Here is a 20,690-nt window from a genome sequence, read left to right on the forward strand (position 1 = left end):
ATGAGAAGTTCTGCTTAATATACTGAAAGTCTATTGATTATAAAAAAAACGCCTATTGTTTTTTAACGATATCTTGAACAAGTTTGACGTCCTGATTAAATTAGGCCGTTTGCGTTAGGGTTAATGTCGAATTAGCATAATCAATAACCGCGCGGTATTTTACTAAAATGTCGCTTCCTATTACACCGATTACCTTTTCATATCCTAGCTTTTCATAAGCAGTATTAATATGTGAAAGATCAAGTACTGCGGCGTCGAAGTTTTCTACTTGCAAATCGCCTAATTGCAGGTTAATGGTAGCGCGGAAACATTGCATGGAGTTGGTGCCCAGGCCGGTTGATAGTTTTTCTTCTTCATGAAATACTTCTGGGTCGATGATTTCCTGCAGCATCGAATGATCGAACGCTGTTTTTGAAGCGCCTGTGTCAAGAATAGCTTTAATTTTCACCCCATTTACTTCAATTTCAATTTTGGGATGATAACCATCTCCATCCAAACTGAAAATATCCAGCGGGAGTTTATATGACTTGGTTTTTGAAATTAACGTTGCAAGGTTGAAGATCATGGATTGTTGAAACTAATTAAGCAAAGAAACAAAAGAAAATTGTTAACTTTTGCTTTCGTTTAACAATCATGATCAAAAAGTGTTACTTGTAGTTTTTGTCTTAACATCGTTTACAAGTGTAAGTGTCAATATAGCTCAACAACAAAACAAAAGATGCCTTCTATAAGATTATCTACAGAGGAACTTCGCTTCCTCTTCTTCCGTCAGATGCTTGTTTTGTAACAAGAGTTGTGTGAAAAAAGTATGTAAAAAGATAAAGGCGAACTTGAAAGTTCGCCTTTTATAAAATTTATCAGCTTAATTCAGATTAAACCAGTTTCATATCAACTAAAACGTTGTTCATGTTACGAACTGCATCAGCACTCTTAGCAAATGCCGCTTGTTCTTCTTCGTTTAGTTTGAAGTCAATGATTTTCTCCCAACCATTTTTACCAACAACTACAGGGACACCCATGCAGATATCGTTTTGACCGTATTCGCCTTCCAAATAAACACTTGAAGCAAAAACACGTTTTTCATCGCGAACAATTGCCTCAACCATTGCTGCACCTGCAGCTCCAGGAGCGTACCATGCTGAAGTACCCAATAAGCCTGTAAGCGTTGCACCGCCAACCATTGTATCAGCTGCTACTTTTTTCAAGGTGTCAGCATCGATGTAGTTAGAAACCGGAGTGCCATTATAAGTAGCTAAACGAGTTAAAGGAATCATCGTTGTATCACCGTGACCACCAACTACAGTACCGTGAATTTCGTTAGGAGAACAGTTCATCGCCTGGCTCAAGTAATATTTGAAGCGTGATGAGTCCAAGGCTCCACCCATACCAATAATGCGATTTTTAGGAAGACCCAAAGCTTTGAAAGCTAGATAAGTCATCGTATCCATTGGATTAGAGATGATAAGGAAGATCGCGTTTGGTGAATGTTTAAGGATATTTTCAGCAACACCTTTTACGATTCCTGCATTGATTCCGATCAATTCTTCGCGAGTCATTCCCGGTTTACGAGGCAAACCTGAAGTGATTACTACTACATCAGAACCGGCAGTTTTGGTGTAATCGTTGGTAGAACCAGTTATCTTGGTATCAAAGCCTAAAAGAGTAGCAGTTTGCATCATATCCATAGCTTTACCTTCGGCAAAACCTTCTTTAATATCCAGCAAAACTACTTCAGAAGCCAACTCTTTGCGAGCGATGTTGTCTGCACAGGTAGCTCCAACGGCTCCCGCACCAACTACGGTTATTTTCATATTTGTTAAATGTTTTGAGTTATACAATATGTGCCACGAAGATAGCAGTTTCTGAAATAAGTTTTGAAGGGATTGGGCAAAGTATTTGAAAGTTCTTCTAATAGTTAGATGGTGGCGATTTCTCTTAAAATCCATCGTAGTTCACTTAACATCATAGCAGTTGCTCCCCAAATTACTTTATCGTTTAAAATATAACATGGAGCATTGAACTGAAGTTCCTGTGAGTTAATTATTGATCTTTCTGAGATAATCGTATCATCAAGCAATTCAGTTAATTTTATTTCCAGCAGCTCATTTACTTCTTTCACGTACAGTGTAAAACTTGGACGGTGGTTTACATATGCTAAAACTACTTTAACTAAAAACTTACTGGGAGGGATATAAACATCCGATAATTCTCCTAAGATAGTCGTTCTCGAAGGATCAATTCCGATTTCTTCCTTAGCTTCTCTCAGAGCTGTTTGAATTAATGAACGATCTTCAGGTTCCATTTTTCCACCGGGTAAACCAATTTGTCCACTGTGAATTCCCGAATAAACGGGTCTTTGGATAAATGGGATATAGATTTCGTTTAAATGAGGGTAGAGCAAGATAAGCACACCGCTTTTTCTTGCATCGCTTAAATCATAGCCTTTGTCATAATCAGGAAGTCGCAACTGTGGAATCATTTGCAGATGGGCATTTTTGCCAGGCAAAGGTTGTTGAAGACGAGTTTCTAATTTATGGATAAGATGAGTGAAGGTCATATTTAAAGATAAGAAGTTAAAGTAGTTGTTGAATGCTAAAAGAACAGGATGGAATGCGAAACATGATAAAATTTTTATTCTTTTTTTGTTCAGTCCGAAAATAACGGACTGAAAGAAATATCTTCGAGTTATAAGATCATTTAAAAAGAGTAAAGTTTTATCAGGTAAAGGGATTGTTTTACTTAGGAAGCATTTGAAGAATCCTGAGAGAAGGCATTAATGCAAAAAAACTAGACGATACTACACTCCGAATAAAGATTTGGCTTCTTTTTCCTCGAAATATACAATAAATGAAGAATTACATAGAAAAGGAGAAGTTCACGCCAACGTTATTTATTAATGGACTCAACTTTGGATCAGAATTCTGTAACAATATTTGGGTGAATTGACCTTAAGGATTTTAGCGCTAAATTGAGCAGTTACAAGATGTGCACCTACAAAAACAAATGAAAAAGTTATCATTAACAAAACTTGATTTAGCGAGCACTGAAGTGCTTACCAGAGAACAATTGAAATTTGTATTGGGAGGAGAAGGTAGTGGTGGATGTCCTGACAGTGAGTGTGATAGCGATAATGATTGCAAAGATCCTAAATGGCCCTATTGTTATAAGGCGACCTGTATAACAACAGGCTTACCATCCAACACCTGTGGTTTGTATGGTAATTAAACGGGGCCCACAGGCTTACCTTCCAACACTATGGTAAAGCATTTGTAGGGACTTTTTTGAGGCTGTCTCAAAAGTCGAGACAGCCTCTTTTGTTTTATTAAAATTTCAAAATGCTTGGCATTTTAAGTTAAATAAAATAATAAAAAATTATTTATTTAATCTTTAATTATAAATTTCATAACAAAAAATATATAAATTTTGCTTTTGAGACAGCCCAATCTATTTATTGAACAATCAAATTAAAACCTATGAAACTACTCCATACTCTATTATTCCTGATGCCATGCTGGGCCTTTTCACAAAGCGGATTAACTATAAAAGGAACTGCCCCCATGTTCATGGATGGTACCGAAGTTTTACTGGAGCAAGAACCTCCATTTAAGTCCCAGATTTTAAAGAAATTGTACAGCACCAAAATTAGCAATCATAATTTTACATTTTCCTTAAACCCTAACGGAGCGGAGCGATATTATTTATCGGTAAACGGGCATGGTAAAAGTGTTTTTTTAGAACCTGGAAAAGCAATAATCACTATAATTGATTCGGTTTTAAATAAAGTAACAGTTGCTGGCAACTTAGCTTCAGTTGAATATAATAATTATTATGCTGAATTTAGTAAAGATAGTCTGTTTGAAGCCTATTCTAAAGCCAAGGAGGATATCAAATACCGTCAGATAGGCAATCGCAAAATAGATATAGTTGCAGCAAGGAATAACTTAAAAAGGCTGGAAGAATTAAAGCAGCTTATTGATAAGCGGGAGTTAACCCATTGTTTAAATTGGATAAAAGACCATCCAAATTCTCTTATCAATACTAAGATTCTATACGATCAAATATCCTATATGCCTGAAGAAGATTTTAAAAAAATATACCTGGCTATGCCCGCTGCTATCAAAACCAATAGTTGGGCTAAGGTGATAGCTTATAGAATAGACAGCCTTTTTGTTGGCGCCACAGCACCTGAGTTTTCCCAAACTGATACTGCAGATAATAGAATTAGCCTAGCAAGTTTTAGCGGCAAATACGTTTTACTTGATTTCTGGGCATCCTGGTGTATCCCTTGCAGAAATGAAAACCCTAATTTAACTAAGGCGATGGAAAAGTTTAAAAACAGGAATTTTGCTATTATAAGTATTTCTCAGGATGACAAAATGAATGATTGGCTCAAAGCGATACATCAGGATGGTTTAGGCTGGACACATTTATCCGACCTAAAGGGCTGGGACAACACGGTATGTCGTCAATACTATATCCCTTCGATACCCTTTAATTATCTTATTGATCCCAATGGAAAAATTATAGCAAAGGATTTGCATGGAGATGATTTATTAACAAAGCTCGACGAATTAATTAAATGAATTTCTAAAAATCATTCATTTGAACTTTTAAGTCCTAATTTATAAGAACTAGCATAAAAGAAATAGCTCCCAGTTTTAGGCAAGGAGCTATTCTTTTTTCTTTTGAAAAACTTAGCTTCTGTTTCTAGGTCTTCCGTGTGATTCATTAGAAGAACCATTGTTGGTAGGCCGCATACGTTCCCAGCGTTCATAAGTTGGAGCTGAACGTTCAGTGCTAACTTTTTCTATTCTAGGTTCCGATTGACGTTCGTTTTTTGGCCTTTCATTCAATGGACTATCTTTGGTTGTGTAATTCGGCCTTGGTTCTCGATTGTAGTCGGGACGCTCTGATGGACGTGTACGATCTACATTGGGTGCATCATTGTTGCTATTTGGATTATGTTGCGGTTTTTGCTTGTTATCTGTTTCTGTCCGGTCGTTTCCATGTTGTTCATTTGGATTCATATTTCTATCCTGTGGATATTCCCAACGCTGACGAACCTCTCTGTTTTGATTGCCATTTGCATATTCAGGGCGCTGACGAGGATCCCCATTTTGATTACCTGGGTAATAAGGACGAGAATTGCCTGATTCTGAGCCTGGTCTAGGGCGATTAATCGTTGTGTTTGGTCTCGCATTTCCTGGTTTTGCATCTACATTAGGACGATAGATACATAATGCTCCTTCCTGCACTGATACAGGAATTGGACGAGAACTTTCTCTGATAACCATCGGACGAATTGCATAACCAGTATGTCTTCCCAATTCATCAGGTCGAGGGCCGCAAACAAAGCGAGTGTTATGGTACACATTTGTGTTATTGATTATCGTAACATTTCTGACGATGGTAACATTCCGGTATGTAGGAACTGAATAACGATTCCAGCCTACATTGGTAATGTATTGAGGAGGTACAAATACCCAGTAATTACTAGGAATACGGCCAATATTGATAGACACGTTGACATTCCATTCCGGTTCTAATGGTGCCCAACCATAATAATCTGGTGATGAGCTCCAGGCTACCCAAGCAGGAGCCCATTCATTACCTGGAATCCAAACCCAACCATAATAGTTATCTAATTTCCAGCGCCCATAGTGAAATGCCGCCCATCCCCATTTATAATCCGATGCCCAGGTCCAACCGATGTCAGTGTATACCCAATGACCATTTGAACGGTAAGGCATAAACTCAGGACCTTCATTAGGAGCCCAAACATAACCATATTGGTCGTCCATAATCCAACGGCCGTACGGACTCAATTCATCATAAAAAACCTGATAATTAACGTCATTGTAATTTTGAAAATTCTGTGGGTGAGTTGTAGCAACACTTGAGGTTGTGACACACGATGTAAGTCCTGCTGCAACAAATAGACTAGCTAAAAACGTTTTAATAATGTTCATAAAGCCCTCTCTTTTTTTAGCGGTTTGTAACCGGGTTTCTTTAAATAAGACGATATAAAACGGTAATGGTTGTATCTGATGAGAAATAAATTTTTATTACCCTTTGGTTTAAGTAAGGTAAGAGCGAAGCGAGCTAAAATAAAGCGTATCAATTTTTAAAACAAAAGAGGCTGTTTCAAACCAGAAACAGCCTCTTTGCGATCCATGAATAATAATTATTGGCCGAATAGACCTTTTAGTTTGTTCTTTACTTTTTCTTCCGTTTGTTTCTTTATAGAATCGGCTTTTTGTTTGGCCATTTCCTGCATTTTTTGTTGTTGTGCCTGAATTTCTTGTTTAGCTTTTTCTTCGGCTTTGGCCAGTTCATCTTTGGCTTTTGATTCTAATTCAGCTTTTTTATCATCAATAGCCTGGCTCAGTAAAGTTTGTCCGCTTGTTGCTGGTGAAGAAGAGCTGCCTCCCAATTGAAGTTTAATGGTAGGCTTCATGATAGTACCGCCAAGTAATGCATTTACTTTCACAACATCACCCACTGACACGTTTGTTTTTGCTTTGGTATTGAATTGTGATACTAGGGAATTTACCAATGCGTTTGCTTGCCCGCCCATAAGGCTGCGAGGTACATTCATGGCTAATAGATAATCCATGCTTTTGTCAAAACCGTTGGAGCCTTGTACATTCATCGCGAAATCACCTTTTTTAATATCAAAAGGAGCCACCTGTAATCGGCCTTCGCTAATTTTAAATTTGGTTAGCAAATTACTGATTTCCAGTTTTTTAAGTTTATCGGTGTTTAATACTAGTGAAAGTTTATTTAAAGGCTCAAACCCTTGTACAACCGCCTGAATAATATCGGTTAAACCTTCAGCATTAATCGATGAAAGTACGGGCATCATATCTTGTCCGAGATCAGAATTGAATTTAAGTTTGGTTGAAAACGTACCGGATGTATACTGAGCAATAGGAGCAAGCATTTTAATGGTATTGAAAGTAGCGAAGGCTTTCTGAATATTCATTTTCTCAATACCGAAATCAATATCAACTTTTGGTTTTTTAGGATCAGTGGTTGCGTATGAACCGTTCATGGTAACCGCTGCATCCAACATGTTTATACCCATGTTTTTGAAAAACACCGTTTTGTCTTTAATAACTAAGGCGCCGTGGGCATTTTGAATATCCATGTTATCATATAAAACACGGCCCGCTTTTGCGTTCATGGTAAAATCAATATTACCTGGAACTTCAATAACCGATAATTTTGTGGTATCATTTTTAGTTTCAGCTGTGGCTGGACCCATTAATTCATTTACGTCGACTAATGAAGAAGAAACAGTAAAATCACCTTTTAAGGCTTCATTCTTTTTGAAAACGAAACCAAGGTAATTATTGATGGAGCCGTTGGCCTGAAAATCACTTTTGCCAACTTTCGCCACCAGATTGCCCAAGGTAATGTTTTTAGGATTAAAAGTTAAAGTTGCTTGTGGAATGCTTACCGGTTTTGGAACATTCGCTCCCGAATAATTGAAATTAGAAACCAATATCTGTCCGGCAGCCTTAAATTCTTCATACTTTTCTTTATCGATGGATGATTTGCGACCGTTTGCTTGAAGATCCGCATTAAGAGCACCGCTTAATTGCATGTCTTTTAATGGCATAATGGTGGTCATCTGTTTTAAATCGATTTTACCCTTAATAGCCATATCGACAAATGGATCCGAAACCGGATTTTTAATCATTAATTTACCATCAATCGGTTCCTGACCGAAAGCTAAATGAAATGCAGGAATGTTAATAACCGTATGATCAATTATTCCGTCAGGATTACTGATATTCGTTTTTACCTGAATATTATTGATTGCTGAAGGCAATGACGGATATTTTATTTTACCGTTTTCAACAACCAGATTTACATTGAAAGCAGGAAGTGATTTGGCGTTGTAAATACCTTTGGTCCAGCCGTTCATTTCAAACTTACCCGACGCCTGAAGGTCTTTAAAGTTTTGAGCGTAAATAGCAGGAATTAAAGAAAGGAAGTTTTTAAGGTCAGATTTCTTTGCATCGAGTTTAAAATCGAATGCCATATCGCTAGCATTAGGCATACCCAAACTTCCTACAAATGAAAGCAGTAATTCATTCAACTTAATTTCATTTTCTTTCAAGGTAAATTTCATCTGCTTCATATCCATTTCAATAGGAAGGTCAGCATAAACCTTTGCCTGGTTCAGATACGGAATGCCTCCATATTTTACGGTTAATTTCTCAATATCCGATTTAGTATCTAATACAAATAAATCCTGAGTAAAATCACCTTTGCCGGTATGATTCAGGTTCTCAATATCCATATAGAAGCCTAATGATTCATCGTTGTAAATTACTTTTCCTTCGTTAACGCTATATTTTTTCAAAGCAGCTTTAAATACGCTTGCGCTTTCGGCAGGCTTTGATGATGTATCTACTTTAGCAATGTTCCAGTTCGCTTTTCCGCTTTTTAATACATGAACATTGATAACAGGCTTCTCTAACTCAATCGATTTAATTTCATAAGTTTCGCCTTTTATGACTGTCATCAGGTTTATGTTCAGTTGTAACTGCTCAATATTTGCCAGCGTATCGGTTGCAAAGCTATCAATGCCAATAACGTTAAGGTTATTTAATTTTACTCCTAAATCAGGAAATGAGCTGATTAAGGTAATATCAAGTTCTTTAAAGTCAACTTTAGCATTTACCTTTTCGTTGATAGACGATTTAACTTTCGTCATAATTTTATCCTTGAAAAGAAAAGGAACACTTACGGCCGCAGCCAACAATACCACCAAAACGATGGTAATGGTTATTAGTACTTTTTTGAGCATAATTGAGCTTTTTGGGTAAGATTAAATTCGATTTGATTTTGCACCTAAGTTATAAAACTGAGGTATTAGTTGGAATAGCAAAAAAATATGAAAGAATTAATTTTTTGAGTTCTGAAAATTCGTGTAGGTATTATGTAATTATTTAATAATCATAGTTTTTAACCTGAAAATTATTATTTATTTTTATTTTTTTTCAGTTTTTATATCGATGGTCAATTATAAAAGAAGATGAAGGATAAAAAGTCCAATTTTATTTTCAATAACAATTTAATATTATTCAAATTTAAAAGTATGCAAAAAATTATACTCACACTAAAATTAAGCACATTAATTACGTTGTTAATATTTGTATTACCAGTATCATGTAAAAAAGGAGAAAATATAGATCCTGATGATCCTGGGTATGTTATCCTTCTTGATAAAACTTCAGTTACTCCCGGTGATCTTGTAACGGTTACCACAGCGGTAACACTTGATAAACCCTCTTGGGATATTATGATCGGTGACAAGAAGGTTTTACTATCGAAAGTGGATGATAAAACCGCAGTATTCGTTGTGCCTTATATCCCAGCAGGAGAAATTAGTTTGGATTTTAAAATATTAGGTATTGATGAAAAACCAACACTTACTATTACTCCTTATGCACCAATTGCAAATCCTGACCAGGTTAAGGATGATTACTTAACAAAACTTGATGAAGCCATCAAAGATGTTTCTAATGCAGAAGATGCCTATACACTGAACGTGTTTAAAGAAACTTTCATGCAAAAATATGCAGCTTTGACAACCGCTGAGAAGCAGGAATTAGCATTTTCTCTTGAAAAAATAAAATTTGATCTATCCGCACTTGGTGATAAGGCATATCTAGGTAAAAATGGAAATAATTTAAGTACACAAGGTGTTTTTGATATTCCAACGGCCATTAATTCTGATCAGGAATATAGAGCGGGTGTTATTGCTTATGTTGCAATGGCAATAAAATCATATTCAGTTTTAATTGTTTCAGCTAATTTTTGTGCTTCTCCTACTGGGGTTACCCAGGTTTTGGGGGTGGCGGGTTTAGGCGCTTCTTTTTATATTTTTAAAAAAGCAGTAGCTTATAAACGCATATTGCTGACGTATAGTGGACAAAATAAGAAGGTGCTGGATCTTATAACTCTTTATGTTGGATCTGTTAATAGTACAAAAACTGTTGAAGCCTTAGCTGTTCAAAATAGCGAGATTGTTTTCAAAACTAACCAACAACGTTCATTTAAAGTAAGTTCCGCTTACCAAGGAGTTTCAATTGCTGATCAAACGAGCTCAAATGAGTTTTTTAAAAATATTGTTTTAGTCACGAATCGTGCGACATCTGCTTATAACACAGTGGTTAATATCGTTAATTCCATAAAGTCATGGTTTTCTAGTGACCCTAAAATGATTCCAGTGGATAATGGTATACCGACCACCTCCGTAGAAGAAGTTCGAAACAGCCCGGCCAATCTGATTACGATTGAAAATATTTCTGATCCTAATATTAAATTGAAAACAGCTGCTATAGGAGATGTTTTAAAAATTACGGCTCAAAGCGATGTTATTAAAGATAAGAAAGCATTTACGTTTGATATAGTTTATAACTATCCTGAAATTAAGGTTACGAATCGAAAAAAAATATCAGCAACTTATGAGCCAGCTGACGGCATAGGTTGGTACGTAGGTGAATATAAACTCGCTGTTAGTAGTTCAACATACTCAGTTTCTGCTCATTTGGGTAAAACCGGTCCTGTCTATATTTTTGTTTATAGTTACAATGGGGGGTCCCCTGGGTCTTTTAATGCGGTTATTTATATGAAAAGTATCATGCCTGACATTCCAAGTGTAGTTTCGAAAATAGGTTTTTATGATACAATCCACCAGCCCAACAATGTTTGGCGTCAAAATGGCGGTACAGGATGGGATTTGGTACAAAATAGTACCTATATGAAATTATTTAGAATGGGATCCTGTGATTTAACTCCAAATGAAAAAATAACCTCTATACGTCAGCTAGAATATGATGAATGGCCAGGAGAATTGCTAAATATTACAGGAGTGCCGCAGTATGGCTACTATCTTGATTTTAATTTACCGTATCAAGGGAAAACAACTCCTACAACCTTAACGGCAACCGAGCAAAAGGCAATTGATGATATTGTTGCAGGAAGATCTACTTATGTAACTCTTTAATTATTAAATAATTAAAGAGTTGTTGGTGTTGTTAATGATGTTTAAAAAACCTTCTTCGCCCACTGAAGAAGGTTTTCTTATCTATAAAATTATTCAATTTTTTTTATTTTACCTGAACCACTGGTTGTCGTATTTGTTGTTTTTGCGTTGCCTTTATAATTTACATTGCCAGATCCACTGATGGTTGCAGATAACTCTTCATCTGCATACACATCCGCACCACCCGATCCGCTTAACGTAACCGTTGTTTTGTTCGTTTTTAGATCCAAGCCTTTAAATGTGCCTGATCCGCTTATTTTAATGTTGGAGTTAGCCGCCGAACCTGACACGTGAATCGTTCCTGACCCGCTGATTGCACTTCCTACTTCTTTTGCTGTTATGGGCAAAGATATAGTGCCAGAACCACTCACTAAGAGTTCCATTTTATCCGTTTTTATGGGGTCTTCAACTTTTAATGAGCCCGACCCACTTACGGAAATATTGTCGAGTTTTTTTACAGTTACGTAAATATTGGCCTTTTTGTTCTGACCCCAAAATTTTAAATTCTCTTTTTGCTTTATATGCAGCGTACTGTTTTTAACTTCTGTCGAGATCTCTTTTAAGGCATCATCATCTGCTTCAATGCGCAATGATTCGGTATGGCCAACCTTAACAAACACTTTAAAGGGGCCGCCAAGCGAGATACCATTGAATCCCGAAACGCTACGTTTATTACCTGCATCTTGTTTTGCAGTAGGTATAAACGAAAATAAGGCTATGCTTATTATAGCCAGGCCAATAATTGAATAAAAAACTTTTTTGATTTTCATAACACGTTGATTTTTTGATATAAGATAAAGAAAATGATGGAAACGTTGCATCGAAGTATAGAGAAAGATCATCAATGCATTGAATTGTAGGAAAGGCACTTATTTCGCAGGCTGGCTGACAAAACCAAATGCTTTATTTGTAGTTTTATTCTTTGATCTTGAGTTTCTTATCATTTATTTGATACATGTCAATGAGTTTATTCCATAAGGTAGTAAGCACTTGGTTTGAAAAAAGTTTTCAGGCTCCAACAGATGTTCAATTACAGGCTTGGGAAGCAATCAAGTCTTCCGAGAACACGCTGATTGCTGCTCCAACCGGTTCCGGTAAAACACTGGCTGCATTTCTTTCAGCAATTGACGAACTGGTGTGTCAAGGGATTGAAGGTAAATTAGTGCCGGGTACGCAGGTGGTATATGTTTCTCCGTTGAAAGCCTTAAGCAATGATATTGAACGCAACTTACAAGCTCCACTGAGCGGAATCAAAGAAGAATTGAAATTCTTAGGATTACCGGATGTCGATATAGAAGTAATGGTGCGAACCGGTGATACTCCGATGACCGATAGAGCGCACATGCTCAAACATCCGCCGCATATATTGGTAACCACTCCCGAATCATTATATCTGTTGCTTACCAGCGTGAATGGCCGCAAAATGCTAAGTACGGTTCACACGTTAATTATAGACGAAATTCATGCATTAGTAGGTGATAAACGCGGATCACATTTATCCCTTTCCGTCGAACGCCTGGAAGCATTGATCAAATACCCCACTTCCGAAGGAGAGGCAGGAGAGGGACGCAGGGAAGTTAATCTCCATCGAATTGGTCTTTCTGCAACGCAAAAACCGGTGGAACAAGTGGCTCGTTTTCTGGCTGGAAATTCGGCTGATGGTTCGATGAATTGCAAAATCATTGATACAGGTCATTCACGTAAACGTGATCTCTCAATAGAAATTCCCCGCTCACCACTTACCGCCGTAATGGCTAATGAAGTTTGGACCGAGATTTACGATAAGCTCATCGAACTGATCCAAAGTCATCAAACTACACTGATTTTTGTAAATACCCGAAGGCTTGCCGAACGTTTATCGCACAATCTGAATGAACGTCTTGGTCCGGGTTATGTGCTGGCTCATCACGGAAGCATGTCGAAAGATCAACGGTTTGAAGCTGAGCAAAAACTAAAATCAGGAAATTTAAAGGCCTTGGTGGCTACTGCCTCAATGGAGTTGGGAATTGATGTGGGCTCCATAGATTTGGTTTGCCAGATCGGATCTTCACGCTCTATTGCAGCTTTTCTACAGCGGGTTGGCCGGTCGGGACATAGCGTTGATAAAACTCCAAAAGGTAAACTCTTTCCGCTTACTTGTGATGAATTGGTGGAATGCGTGGCAATTATGGATGCGATTCATCGTGGCGAACTGGACAGGATCATAATGCCTGAAAAACCGCTCGACATTCTGGCGCAGCAAATCATAGCCGAAGCAGCTTGCAAGGATTATACAGAAGAAGCGTTGTTTGCCTTGGTAAAAAAAGCATACCCATATCGTGATCTTACCCGTAAGGAATTTGAGGACGTAATTACAATGCTTTCAGAAGGTTTTACAAGCAGGCGCGGAAGAACATCAGCTTATATTTATCATGATATTATAAACGAACAGATCAAAGCGCGGAAAGGGGCACGTTTAACCGCGATCATGTCGGGAGGAGCTATACCCGATAATTTCGAATACGATGTAATGCTGGAACCGGAGAATATCTTTTTGGGAACATTGAATGAAGACTTTGCTATTGAAAGCATACCGGGAGATATCTTTCAACTGGGGAATAATTCCTGGAAAATTCTGAGGGTAGAAAATGGTAAGGTTCGTGTGGCTGACGCTGCGGGACAACCTCCTAATATTCCTTTTTGGCTCGGTGAAGCGCCGGGTAGAACGGCCGAACTTTCCTTGGCCGTGTCGCGTTTGCGTGAAGATATTTCGGAAAGGCTGGGAAATCTGGATGCCTTGGAATATGACTTTGACGAGAATAGTCAGGATGGAGAATGGAAAAAGAAAGCGGTTGATTGGTTAGTGAACGAAAAAGGCGTTGCTCTAGAAGCTGCCGATCAATTGGTTACTTATCTGGCTGCCTCTAAGGCGGCATTGAAAGTAATGCCCTCGCAAAATACCATTGTGATGGAACGTTTTTTTGATGAAGCTGGAGATATGCATTTGGTGATTCATGCACCATTTGGAAACCGGTTGAACAAGGCCTGGGGGTTGGCCTTACGGAAACGTTTCTGTCGTAATTTTAATTTTGAATTACAGGCAGCGGCCAATGACGATGCAATTATCCTTTCATTAGGCTCAACGCATAGTTTTCCGTTAGAAGAGGTTTTTAATTATCTCAATTCAAAAACTGTCCGGGAGATTTTAATTCAGGCCATGCTGGATGCTCCAATGTTTGGTATTCGATGGCGTTGGAATGCCTCACGCGCTTTGGCGGTGGTGAGAAGAAGAGCCGATCGTAAAGTGCCTGCTCAACTTCAGCGCATGCAATCCGAAGATCTGGTTGCTCATGTGTTTCCCGATCAGTTGGCTTGTTTGGAAAATATTGCAGGAGATAGGGAAGTGCCCGATCATCCGTTGGTAAATCAAACCATTCACGATTGCCTATATGAAGCCATGGATATCGAGGGTTTGGAAACGCTTCTCGAAAAAATAAAAAACAATGAAATTATGTTGGTGGCAAGAGATCTGAAAGAACCATCGCCACTTGCTCATGAAATATTGAATGCTCGGCCGTATGCATTTTTGGATGATGCTCCACTTGAAGAACGCAGAACACAGGCCGTTAAAAACAGACGCTGGCTTTCTCCTGCCGAATTAATTGATATTGGAAAGTTGGATGTAATGGCTATTGAAGCTGTAAAAAAAGAAGCCTGGCCCGAAGCAACTAATGCTGATGAACTACACGATGCATTGCTGCTTTCGGGCTTCATTACCGGTAAGGAGGGAAGAGAAAATAACTGGAATTCATATTTTGAAGAACTGATTGAAACGCACCGGGCAACGGCATTAGTTATTGATAAGCAACGTAGCCTGTGGATTGCCACAGAGCGTTTACCTTTTATTCAGAAGATTTATCCAAAGAATAATTTGCAGCATCAGGTCAATATTCCAGAACGCTTGCTGCAAAATATTGATCCAGATAAAGATCCTTTAACAGAGCTCGTTCGCGGTCGCTTGGAAATCATGGGGCCGGTTATGGCAGAAGTATTGGCCAATTTGATGGGACTTCCTGTTAGTGACATCAATGCTTCTTTATATAGGTTAGAGAATGAGGGATTTGTGTTTAGAGGTGATTTTAGCAATACCGATGATAGGGTTGAAGAATGGTGCGAACGCAGATTGCTGGCACGCATTCATCGTTATAACATTCAAAAACTTAGGAGTGAAATTAAACCTGTTTCGGCTGCGGATTTCATGCGGTTTCTGTTTACCTGGCACCAAATGGAACCGGATAACCAGGCTCAGGGTCCGGAGGCATTGGAACAAATTCTTCAAAAACTGGAAGGTTTCGAAGCTCCTGCTGCTGCCTGGGAAGGCGATATTCTTCCGGCTCGTGTTGCCGATTATGATTATTTGTGGTTGGATGTACTTTGTATTTCGGGTAAAATAGTCTGGGGGCGCTTTCGTCCATCCTTGTCGGCTTCTATAGAAAAAGAAAAGAAATCCATTAGTCCAATTAAAACTACGCCAATCACTTTTGTGCGCAGAAATAACCTGAATGCATGGAAAAATGTAGAATTCATTTCTGAAACACCGTTGGTTAATCTTACACCAAATGCATCAAACGTGTTGAATGTACTGCAACTGCAAGGTGCATCGTTTTTTGATGATCTCGTTCAAAAAACCAAACTTTTTCCTTCACAAGCCGAAGACGCTATTGGGGAATTGATAAGTTCCTGCCTCGTTACTTCCGATTCGTTTACCGGAATGCGTGCTTTACTAGTGCCCGATAAATACAAGACTCAGGGGGGTAGTAAACGCAACTCCGGAGTGTTTTCCATGAATTATGCGGGTCGCTGGTCGCTTTTGTATCCTTCTGGAAATAGTCAAAGCACTTCTCAGGAAAATATTGAAATGATAGTCTGGGCTTTATTGAGAAGATATGGCTGCGTATTCAGGAAATTGGCCGAACGTGAAAACCTGGCGCCACCGTGGCGGGACTTGGTTCGGGTATTTCGAACTTTGGAAGCTCGCGGACAAATAAGGGGAGGACGATTTGTGGAAGGCGTTTGGGGAGAACAGTTTGCTTTGCCCGAAGCCATCGTTGAATTGCGGAATAGCCGAAAAGCGAGAGCAGAAAATGCAGATAGCAAACACGATCAGTTGATTTCCATCAGTGCCGCCGATCCATTGAATTTAACGGGTATTTTAACCCCAGGTAAACGAATTTCTGCTTTTACCGGAAACCGCATTCTTTACCAGGATGGAATTCCGGTTGCTTATTTGGAAGCCAAAGAAATTCATTATTTGGTTGAAGTAGATGATGAGAAAAAATGGATCTTAAAAAATGCATTAGTACTTCGCACTATATCTCCTAAACTCCGTAAGTATTTGGGTAAGGGGGTGTATTAAACGTACTAGTGGTAGGCAGATAATTTAAATATGATTTTAATAATTTAAAGCTATGCAAGAGTCCGAAGAATATAAGTTTAAGGGGATTCCAATTACTGCCCTAATAGCAGAGAATATCATTCTGAGGTTATTCGAGGGGAAAATTGTTGAACGAAAAACAATTGTAGAAAATGTTTTAGATTTTCATCTTTCTAATGGAGGCTTGAAACCCAATGGAGTTAATTACATCGGCCCAATAAAAAAGGCATTACGAAAGCTTCAAAAGGTCTTGCAACAAATCCTTCAACAGGATATTGGAAAATCGGAACAAGTAAAGAACTTGTTGCTGACTCAACGGAAGAGGATGATTACATGTTAAATCCAGAAGAAGAATTGACTGAAAATGAATTGCAAGAAATTGGATCAACTGAATTTGACTATGCAGAAAAAACGATAGGGGAAGGAAGAGGAAAGGTATGTAATGCCTGCGCATAATTAATCTCATTAGCCTTACTGACAATGGTCATCTTTTTTCCCTATAGAAAATGACAATTTTAAAGATGATATGGATTATAATTGTTGCCCTTGTTATTTTGATACTATGCGGGCTCTTATTCTTACCTCTTGAATTAGAAATTGATAGCCGAGTTCCGGTAATTGCAATGCGATGGATAGGTATAGGTAAGGTCATGATGATTTATGAAAAAGAAGAATGGCAATTAGATCTTCGTATTGTTTTTTTTCATCATAACTGGGCATTGGAAAAATTGATTTTTGCAGAAAGAAAGCCAAAAAAGCGTACTGTTAGAATTAGAAAAAAGAAGAGGACAAAGAATGATTTATCTTTTCTTTTACGCCTGTTTAAAAGTTTCCGGATAGCAAAATGGCAGCTAGCGATTGACTCAGGGGACTATATTAAAAATGCATGGCTCTATCCTTTAAATTATGCCCCGTATACAAGACGTCATCTTTATATCAATTTCATGGATGGAAATTACCTGGTGGTTATAGTCAGAAACTCAGCTTGGCGAATACTATATGCATGGATAAAGTAAAATGGTCTATTAATTCTAAAAATCATGGCAATTAATCTTGAAGAAACCGTAAAACAGCTTATTGATTTTTTGAAAACAGAAGCTAAAACAGAAACCGTTGTTGGACAACCGTTTCAATTGGGCGAATTTAGCTGTGTGCCAGTCATTAAATTTGGAATAGGGCTTGGCTATGGCGGAGGTGAAGGTCATGGAGATGCACCCAACAAAGGAAAAGGGGAGGGCGGAGGTTCGGGTGGCGGTGGCGGTATGGGTGTAGCGCCTATTGGTTTTTTGGTTGCACGTGCAGATCAGATTTCTTTTATTCCCACACATTCGAGTACAGGTTTGGGAGCTGCATTTGAAAAACTACCTGAGCTACTTGAGAAATTTATGAATAAGAAAAAACAAACAGATTCGGAAACCACCTTTTGATAGGCGATTGCACGATTGAGGCATTTCCTAGTAGCGGCTTAGATAAAATTACCATGAGAAAGTGTCACGAAGTCTCTTTACAGGGAATAAAAAGAGGCGCGATAATTTATCGCGCCTCTTTTATTGTTTTTTTTAACTTCTTCAAAAATCCTTATTAATCATTATATCCATAATATTCACGTTCATCGTTGTCCTTGTGATGTTTATGTTTCTTATAATATTTGCATTCATCATCGCAATGATTGTAACTGTACTCCCGAACTGATACCTGACGAGGGCCTTGATAGCGACAAGGATAACTTCTACTATGACTTGAATAATAAGCATATGGTCTGTCACCATTATATTCGAGGACTACTTTATAGGCAGAATTCAGGTTGTAATCGCGGTAACAACGTGGCAACGATGACATTCTAACCCAGGCACGTCCGTCGTTATAAATAAACTCGCCATTAAAAGCATCATAATAGGAGTAAATATCGGGTAGGTAATAATAGCGTACCTGGGTATGAGCAACCGGTCTACGCATAGGAGGGGTGCCAAAACTTACATTTACTGAAACCTGCGCATTCGCTTGAACCATCATTCCACAAGCAAATACAAATAATAAAAAGAGCTTTTTCATATCTAAAGATTTTTTTGTTTAGACAATTCTAAACCGCGAAGATGAAAAGGAGATGAAAACGCTAAAGAATTTAAAAAGATCAAAAAAATTAATTGTGCGGGATGGTACTAGATGATAAAAACCGCTACTGATTTACAAGCTTCATGGCCGCCTCGGCGTAGCGTTCGCCGGATGCCACTCCTTTAGGGGCTATAGCATTGATGGCTTCCAAATCCTCAGCAGTAAGTTTTACATCCAAGGCAGCAACATTTTCTTCGAGGTATTTGATGTGTTTAGTGCCTGGAATAGGGAAAATGTACTCTCCCTGAGCAAGTACCCAAGCCAACGCTAACTGTGAGGGTTTGCATCCTTTTTCTTTTGCCAATGCTTCTACTTTATAAACCAATTCGAAGTTCTTATTAAAGTTTTCTCCTTGAAAGCGCGGCATTAAGCGCCGGGAATCATTCTCCTCAAAATCTTCAAAACGCTTTATTTGTCCGGTTAAAAAACCTCTGCCCAAAGGGCTATAAGGCACAACAGCAATACCTAACTCTTTGCAGGTTTGCAATAATCCGTCTTCAGGTTCACGGCTCCATAATGAGTATTCACTTTGAACGGCTGTAATTGGATGCACTGCATGCGCCTTTCGTAATGTTGTTACTGAAACTTCTGAAAGCCCTAAACCACGAACTTTTCCTTGTTGTACCAATTTACCCATAGCTTCCACCGTTACTTCAATGGGAGTTGCAGGATCCTTGCGATGGAGGTAGTATAGATCAATTGTATCAATCTGTAATCTTTTCAAACTTGCTTCGCAGGCGGATTGCACGTACTCAGGTTTTCCGTTTGTTCCACGTTTCATTGGCTCATCGGGATAGCGAATAATGCCAAATTTTGTAGCAACTGTAATATGCTCCCGGATTCCTTTCAATGCTTTGGCTAATAATTCTTCATTAAGGTAAGGTCCGTACATATCAGATGTATCCCAAAACGTAACGCCCAATTCATAAGCGCGTTTCAGGGTTTTGAGTGAGCTTTCATTGTCATGGCTGCCATAGAAATCACTCATGCCCATGCATCCCAGCCCCAATTCTGAGGTCATGACTCCCTGACTTCCCAATGCTTTTGTTTTCATAAATGATTTTAAATAGGAGGAATAATATGGTTATTAACAGCCTAAAAGAGATACTGTTTGATGATTTAAGATATCTATTTACTCTGATTGTTTTTGTGTAGCAGGGCTAATTCATTAAACAACTCTTTTTCTTTCTGCGATAATTTTTGAGGTACGTGAATAACCGTTTTAACATACAGATTGCCACGGTTGGTGGGATGGTCATAATCCGGAAACCCTAATCCTTTTAAACGAAAAGTTTTGCCACTATTGGTTCCTTCAGGAATGGTGATGTTCACCGATGTTCCGAGGGTGTCAACAGTTAGTTTGCCGCCAAGAACGGCAGTAAATAAATCAACCGGAACTTCACAATGTAAATCTTTTTCTTTTAATTCAAACCGGAGGTGTTTGGCAACGTGTATGGTAATTAATAGGTTGCCATATTCTCCTCCATAAGGACTTTGCATGCCTTTGCCCTTTAAACGAATTACTTGCCCGTCGATTAAGCCCGGCTTAAGTTTAATATTTAATACGGAGCCATTAACATGAACTTGGCGCGTGCTGCCATGAAAGGCCTCTTCAAGTGTGATTTGCATTTCAGCAGTAAGGTCCTGACCTTTAATATTTCGTTGAGGCCGATAACCAGCTCCTCCACCACGGCCGCCGAATAGTGTTTCAAAAAAGTCAGAAAAACTTGTTCCTCCGGGAGCTCCACCGAACATATCACCATAATCAGTTTCAAAACTATACCGGGTTTGGCCTCCGCCTCCTGAGTTTCTCCATTTCGACCAATCGAATTCATCGGTTTTGCCTTGATGCTGTTGTTCGTAACTTTTCCAATTCTCACCAAACTGATCGTATTTCTGCCTTTTTGTCTTATCACTCAATACTGCATAGGCTTCACTTATTTCTTTAAATTTTTCTTCTGCAGATTTATCATTCGGATTTTTATCGGGATGGTATTTAATCGCCAGTTTCCGGTATGCTTTCTTAATGGTGCTTTCATCTGCATTTTTCTCAACACCCAGTATTTTATAATAATCTTTATAGTTCATGTGAACAAATGA

Annotated in this window: 17 protein-coding genes; 8 read left to right on the forward strand and 9 right to left on the reverse strand. The window is 38.5% G+C overall.

What is annotated here, in order from left to right; translation table 11 throughout:
* Positions 1–100: 100 nt before the first annotated feature.
* The 3 genes from FN756_RS09085 to FN756_RS09095 all read right to left on the reverse strand — a co-directional run bounded on the left by FN756_RS09085 (position 101) and on the right by FN756_RS09095 (position 2,557).
* Complete coding sequence (locus FN756_RS09085; RefSeq protein ID WP_142603516.1) at positions 101–565, reverse strand: retropepsin-like aspartic protease; 465 nt, start codon at positions 563–565, stop codon at positions 101–103.
* 307 nt (positions 566–872) lie between these two features.
* Positions 873–1,811 (reverse strand): malate dehydrogenase, encoded by a 939-nt coding sequence (gene mdh, locus FN756_RS09090; RefSeq protein WP_142603518.1) that lies wholly within the window; start codon positions 1,809–1,811, stop codon positions 873–875.
* Positions 1,812–1,915: 104 nt separating this feature from the next.
* The gene (locus tag FN756_RS09095; RefSeq protein WP_142603520.1) at positions 1,916–2,557 is read right to left on the reverse strand and encodes an NUDIX hydrolase; all 642 of its coding nucleotides are present in this window, start codon (positions 2,555–2,557) and stop codon (positions 1,916–1,918) included.
* 446 nt (positions 2,558–3,003) lie between these two features.
* On the opposite strand from FN756_RS09095, the gene FN756_RS09100 reads away from it, so the two are divergent.
* Both FN756_RS09100 and FN756_RS09105 read left to right on the forward strand, forming a co-directional pair.
* Positions 3,004–3,225 carry a hypothetical protein gene (locus tag FN756_RS09100; protein ID WP_142603522.1) on the forward strand — a complete coding sequence of 74 codons (222 nt, stop codon included), beginning with the start codon at positions 3,004–3,006 and terminating at the stop codon, positions 3,223–3,225.
* A gap of 248 nt (positions 3,226–3,473) precedes the next feature.
* A complete protein-coding gene (locus FN756_RS09105) occupies positions 3,474–4,583 on the forward strand; it encodes a TlpA disulfide reductase family protein (RefSeq protein ID WP_142603524.1) in 1,110 nt (369 codons plus the stop codon).
* 111 nt (positions 4,584–4,694) lie between these two features.
* On the opposite strand, the gene FN756_RS09110 is transcribed toward FN756_RS09105, so the two are convergent.
* Both FN756_RS09110 and FN756_RS09115 read right to left on the reverse strand, forming a co-directional pair.
* On the reverse strand, positions 4,695–5,969 hold the full coding sequence (locus FN756_RS09110) for a DUF6600 domain-containing protein (protein ID WP_142603526.1): 1,275 nt from the start codon (positions 5,967–5,969) through the stop codon (positions 4,695–4,697).
* A gap of 215 nt (positions 5,970–6,184) precedes the next feature.
* On the reverse strand, positions 6,185–8,821 hold the full coding sequence (locus FN756_RS09115; protein WP_142603528.1) for an AsmA family protein: 2,637 nt from the start codon (positions 8,819–8,821) through the stop codon (positions 6,185–6,187).
* A gap of 291 nt (positions 8,822–9,112) precedes the next feature.
* On the opposite strand from FN756_RS09115, the gene FN756_RS09120 reads away from it, so the two are divergent.
* Positions 9,113–11,026: a hypothetical protein gene (locus FN756_RS09120; RefSeq protein ID WP_142603540.1), complete on the forward strand. Its 1,914-nt coding sequence runs from the start codon at positions 9,113–9,115 to the stop codon at positions 11,024–11,026.
* 89 nt (positions 11,027–11,115) lie between these two features.
* Here FN756_RS09120 and FN756_RS09125 read toward each other — a convergent pair whose 3' ends face one another.
* Entirely contained in the window at positions 11,116–11,835 is a 720-nt protein-coding gene (locus tag FN756_RS09125; RefSeq protein WP_185955238.1) for a head GIN domain-containing protein, read from the reverse strand.
* A gap of 185 nt (positions 11,836–12,020) precedes the next feature.
* On the opposite strand from FN756_RS09125, the gene FN756_RS09130 reads away from it, so the two are divergent.
* The 5 genes from FN756_RS09130 (at position 12,021) to FN756_RS09145 (ending at position 17,905) form a co-directional block, all read left to right on the forward strand.
* On the forward strand, positions 12,021–16,460 hold the full coding sequence (locus tag FN756_RS09130) for a DEAD/DEAH box helicase (RefSeq protein WP_142603543.1): 4,440 nt from the start codon (positions 12,021–12,023) through the stop codon (positions 16,458–16,460).
* Positions 16,461–16,512: 52 nt separating this feature from the next.
* Complete coding sequence (locus tag FN756_RS09135; protein WP_142603545.1) at positions 16,513–16,818, forward strand: hypothetical protein; 306 nt, start codon at positions 16,513–16,515, stop codon at positions 16,816–16,818.
* The gene (locus FN756_RS14690) at positions 16,812–16,934 is read left to right on the forward strand and encodes a hypothetical protein (protein WP_262709401.1); all 123 of its coding nucleotides are present in this window, start codon (positions 16,812–16,814) and stop codon (positions 16,932–16,934) included. The genes FN756_RS09135 and FN756_RS14690 overlap by 7 nt, the downstream gene beginning before the upstream one ends.
* Before the next feature lie 65 nt (positions 16,935–16,999).
* Positions 17,000–17,494 (forward strand): hypothetical protein, encoded by a 495-nt coding sequence (locus FN756_RS09140; RefSeq protein WP_142603547.1) that lies wholly within the window; start codon positions 17,000–17,002, stop codon positions 17,492–17,494.
* A gap of 24 nt (positions 17,495–17,518) precedes the next feature.
* The gene (locus FN756_RS09145) at positions 17,519–17,905 is read left to right on the forward strand and encodes a GerW family sporulation protein (RefSeq protein WP_142603549.1); all 387 of its coding nucleotides are present in this window, start codon (positions 17,519–17,521) and stop codon (positions 17,903–17,905) included.
* A 154-nt stretch (positions 17,906–18,059) separates the two neighbouring features.
* On the opposite strand, the gene FN756_RS09150 is transcribed toward FN756_RS09145, so the two are convergent.
* The 3 genes from FN756_RS09150 to FN756_RS09160 all read right to left on the reverse strand — a co-directional run bounded on the left by FN756_RS09150 (position 18,060) and on the right by FN756_RS09160 (position 20,678).
* Positions 18,060–18,530, reverse strand: coding sequence for a hypothetical protein (locus FN756_RS09150; protein ID WP_142603551.1), 471 nt, complete (start codon positions 18,528–18,530; stop codon positions 18,060–18,062).
* Between the two features lie 124 nt (positions 18,531–18,654).
* Positions 18,655–19,644 (reverse strand): aldo/keto reductase, encoded by a 990-nt coding sequence (locus FN756_RS09155; RefSeq protein ID WP_142603554.1) that lies wholly within the window; start codon positions 19,642–19,644, stop codon positions 18,655–18,657.
* A gap of 74 nt (positions 19,645–19,718) precedes the next feature.
* Positions 19,719–20,678 (reverse strand): DnaJ C-terminal domain-containing protein, encoded by a 960-nt coding sequence (locus tag FN756_RS09160; protein ID WP_142603556.1) that lies wholly within the window; start codon positions 20,676–20,678, stop codon positions 19,719–19,721.
* Positions 20,679–20,690 lie beyond the last annotated feature (12 nt).

The sequence above is a fragment of the Solitalea koreensis genome (genome assembly GCF_900182575.1).
Taxonomy (GTDB): domain Bacteria; phylum Bacteroidota; class Bacteroidia; order Sphingobacteriales; family Sphingobacteriaceae; genus Solitalea; species Solitalea koreensis.